The sequence below is a fragment of the Burkholderia sp. LMG 13014 genome (assembly GCF_905232215.1).
In the GTDB taxonomy this organism is placed as follows: Bacteria; Pseudomonadota; Gammaproteobacteria; order Burkholderiales; family Burkholderiaceae; genus Burkholderia.
Map to the genome: position 1 here is coordinate 1 of NZ_CAJNKE010000564.1, position 3,767 is coordinate 3,767.

Annotated in this window: 5 protein-coding genes and 1 pseudogene; all 6 read right to left on the minus strand. The window is 66.9% G+C overall.

The annotated features are described in order from the left end of the window. Positions 1 to 430 (minus strand): annotated as a pseudogene (locus tag JYJ84_RS30895) (dipeptide epimerase); the annotation flags it as partial. Positions 431 to 452: 22 nt separating this feature from the next. Continuing rightward, on the minus strand, positions 453 to 1,814 hold the full coding sequence (locus JYJ84_RS30900; RefSeq protein ID WP_122944930.1) for an MFS transporter: 1,362 nt from the start codon (positions 1,812 to 1,814) through the stop codon (positions 453 to 455). A gap of 24 nt (positions 1,815 to 1,838) precedes the next feature. Further along, complete coding sequence (locus tag JYJ84_RS30905) at positions 1,839 to 2,267, minus strand: biopolymer transporter ExbD (RefSeq protein WP_122944931.1); 429 nt, start codon at positions 2,265 to 2,267, stop codon at positions 1,839 to 1,841. Positions 2,268 to 2,295: 28 nt separating this feature from the next. After that, the gene (locus JYJ84_RS30910; protein ID WP_122944932.1) at positions 2,296 to 2,727 is read right to left on the minus strand and encodes a biopolymer transporter ExbD; all 432 of its coding nucleotides are present in this window, start codon (positions 2,725 to 2,727) and stop codon (positions 2,296 to 2,298) included. A 3-nt stretch (positions 2,728 to 2,730) separates the two neighbouring features. Further along, the gene (locus JYJ84_RS30915) at positions 2,731 to 3,519 is read right to left on the minus strand and encodes a MotA/TolQ/ExbB proton channel family protein (RefSeq protein WP_122944933.1); all 789 of its coding nucleotides are present in this window, start codon (positions 3,517 to 3,519) and stop codon (positions 2,731 to 2,733) included. A gap of 56 nt (positions 3,520 to 3,575) precedes the next feature. After that, a partial coding sequence (locus JYJ84_RS30920; RefSeq protein WP_205189900.1) for an energy transducer TonB occupies positions 3,576 to 3,767 on the minus strand: 192 nt, incomplete at its 5' end.

Here is a 3,767-nt window from a genome sequence, read left to right on the forward strand (position 1 = left end):
GTCTCCGGGCGGCCCCGGCCATTGCACTCGGCGTATCCACGCCGATCGTCATCGTGGTCCGCAACGGGCGCGGCGCGGAGAGCCCCGCGATGCGCCAGGCAGGCACGGCCTGCTGTTGCGATTCAAGCGCCCACAATGCCGCATCGACCGCGTTGCGCGCGCCGCCGGGCGGCAAGACGTCGAGCAACTGCGCGCGCGTGACGCCCGCTTCTATCGACGCCCGGGCGCTTTCGATTTGCGCGGCGATGGATTCAGATGTCTCACCCAGGTAAAAGACCCCGGATGCTTCGCCGTTGCCGGCGTGGTGCCCGTCGTCGACGGTCACGCTCACGACGCGAGCGGCGTCGATGACGTGGCCGGTGATATGGAAGGGAGCCGCCAGCGACCAACGTTCGATGCGCAGCGAGAGCGAGCGTGTGCGGGATGACATGGGAGCGGGAGGAAGAAGGGAATTACGCATAGCGTTCGATTGCCTCGCGAACGCCACGGCCGGCCGCGCGCATCAGAATGCAGGCGGCAAAGAAGCCGAACGCCGCGACGCAGACGATCGACCCCAGCAAGCCCTGGTTGAACGCGTGCAGACGATCCGACATGAAGCCGATGAACACGGGGCTGCCGGATTGCACGACGATCGTCGTCAGCGCGCCGATCGCCGCCACGCGCGAGCGCAGGTGGGCAGGGCAGATGTTCTGCATGATGGTGGGAAACAGCACCATGCCGGCGACCATGCAGGCGAGCTGTGCGCCGAAGAGCGCGTAGACCGGCGTAAGCGAGCCGACCGCCAGATAGAGGAACGACAGGCCGCCGGCGACCAGCGCGCCGCATTCGCAGACACGCAGTGGCGCGAGCACGCCGAAGCGCGCTTTCATGCGGCCGGCAACGAGTCCGCCGAGCACGCAACCCGCGATGCCACCGACCATCGCCGCCACCCCCATGCCGCCGCCGGCTTCGGCCGGCGTAGCGCCGAAAGTTCGCACCGCCACGACCGGCATCCACGTCGCCACACCGCCGAACGACAGATTGACCAGTCCGATGGCACCGAAGAACTTGAGCATCATGATGGCTTCGCGCCGGAAGTAGACCGGTGCGGACGGCAGCGGCGCGGATGGCCGCTGCCGCGCGGCGGATGCTTCCGTGTCGTCGTGCCTTCCGGGTCGAATGAGCAGAACCAGCACGACCAGCACGGGGGCGGGCAGGGCAACCGCAAAAAACGCGAGCCGCCACGGCGCGAGATCGGCGAGCCCGACCGGCAACGCGCCGTGCACCGCCGCGATGCCGTGCATCAGTGCGCCGCCGAGCGCCATCCCCGCACCTGAGCCCAACAGGTTGGCGAGCGCGAAGATCGCATTGGCGAGCACGCGCTGGCGCGCAGGGAAGAGATCGGGAATCAGGCCGTAGATCACCGGCACCAGTCCGGCTTCGCCGATCCCCAGCCCGACGGTGGCGATGAACAACTGCCAGAAGTGGGTGGTCATGCCGCAGATCGCGGTGGCAGCGCTCCAGACGATGACGCACGCGACCAGCACCACACGGCGATCCACGCGGTCGGCGACCCAGCCGATCGGCAGCGAAGCCACGCCGGCGAACAGCGCGATGCCCGCGCCTTGCATCAGGCCGATTTGCGTGTCGGTCAGCCCGAAATCGTGGCGGATGGGCTCCGTCAGCAGGGTCAGCATCTGACGGTCGACGAACGCGAAGAACGCCACGATCACGAGAATCGCCAGGCCGAACCACGCGAGTGGTCCGGCGGGTGATTCCGATGGCGGGCTCGGGGTCGCCACGGGGGCGAGCACGTCGGGGTTGGCGTCGAACATGAGGGCTCCGTGATGAGAAAGCGGTTACTGCATGAACTGCTCGTTGCCCACGAGCCCGATGCGGTTCGCGCCGAGCCGCTGCGCGGACGCCATGACCATGGCGACGGCGCGGTAAGGCGCCGCCTTGTCGGGCCGCAGATGCAGTTCGGTCGGCGCGGGGTTGACGGCGACGTCGTGCAAACGCGTTTCCAGTTGCTCGCGCGAACTCAGCGTCTCGCCATTCCATGCGATGGTGCCGTCGGCCGCGATATCGATCTGCACCACGGGCGGTGTCTGCAGTTGCGACGGCGGCGCGCCGGTCGGCATGTCGAGCTTGACCGCGTTCGTCTGGATCGGAATGGTGAGGATCAGCATGATCAGCAGGACCAGCATCACGTCGATGAGCGGTGTGGTGTTGATCTCGATCATCACGTCGGGTTCGTCGGCGTTGCCGGTGGGCATCGTCATGGCCATCTCGGGTCTCCTTGTCGGTGTGGAGGGATCATTGGCGCGGCGGCGGTTCGGTGATGAAGTCGACCTTGACGATGCCCGCCCGCTGGCAGGCAAACACGACCCGGCCGATGGCCGCGTAGCGCGCGTCGAGGTCGCCGCGGATGTGGACTTCGGGTTGCGGCGATTGCACCGCAACCGCCTTGAGCTTCTCGACGAGCGTTGCCGCGTCCGGTACGCGCCGTTCGTCCCAGAACACGTCGCCTTCTTTCGTCACGGCGAGAATCACGTTCTGCGGGGTCGTTTGCAGCGGCTGCACGGCTTCCTTGGGCAGCGTGACCGGCACGGTGTGCGATACCACCGGAATCGTGATGAGGAAGATGATCAGCAGCACCAGCATCACGTCGACCAGTGGCGTCGTGTTGATGGACGACATGGTCTCGTCGTGCTCGGCGCCGTCGCGGGGGCCTACGGTCATGGCCATGGTTCACCCCACGCGGGTGAGGGCGGCGGCCTTGGTCGCGGCGGCGGCCCCGGCCGTGGTCGTGCCGGTCAGGATGACGATGTGCAATTCCGTCGAAAACCCGCGCACGCGCTCCATCACCGCCTTGTTGCGACGCACGAGCCAGTTGTAGCCGAGCACGGCGGGCACCGCGACAGCCAGCCCGATCGCGGTCATGATCAGCGCTTCGCCGACCGGCCCCGCGACCTTGTCGATGGACGCCTGACCGGCGATGCCGATGGCAGTCAGTGCGTGATAGATGCCCCACACCGTGCCGAACAGGCCAATGAACGGCGCGGTCGAACCGACGGTGCCGAGAAACGCGAGGCCGTCCTGCAAGCGGCTCGAGACCGACGTGGTGGCCCGCTCGATGGCCGCCGCGACCCACTGGTTGAGGTCGACCTGTTCGACCAGCGCGCCTTCGTGATGGTCGAATGCCGCGAGACCTGTTTCGGCGATGAAGCGGAACGGGCTGCCGGCGTCCAGTTTTGTCGTGCCTTCGCCGAGACTGGCCGCTTTCCAGAAACCCGTTTCCGCCGCCTTCGCGCGGCGCAGCACGCGCGTTTGCTCGAGCAGTTTCGCGACGATGATGTACCAGCTGCCCATCGACATGACGACCAGAATGAGCAGCGTGCCGCGTGCGATGAAATCCCCGCCTTTCCAGAGCGCATCGAGGCCGTAGGGGTTCGCCACCGTATCGGTGGCGGCGTGCGCGGCGCTGGCCGCGAGGAACAGAGCCGTCACCAGGGCGGCCTTGCGGGTACGGTTGATCATGAGTGTCTCCTGAAATGCGTTGGCAAGTAGAAAAGGAACGGCTGTCGAGGGCACCGTCAATCGAGCTTGAAAGAGAAGGGCACCTGCACGCGGACTTCCTCGCCCTGTGCGACGCAGTGGAACTGCCGCACTGCGTTTTCCGCGGCCCTGTCGAGAACCGGCGCGGCCGACTGGGTCACGCTCAGGTCCTTGACGTTGCCGTCGGTACCGACCACGAAGGTCACGACGACGTCGCCGGTCAGGTTGTC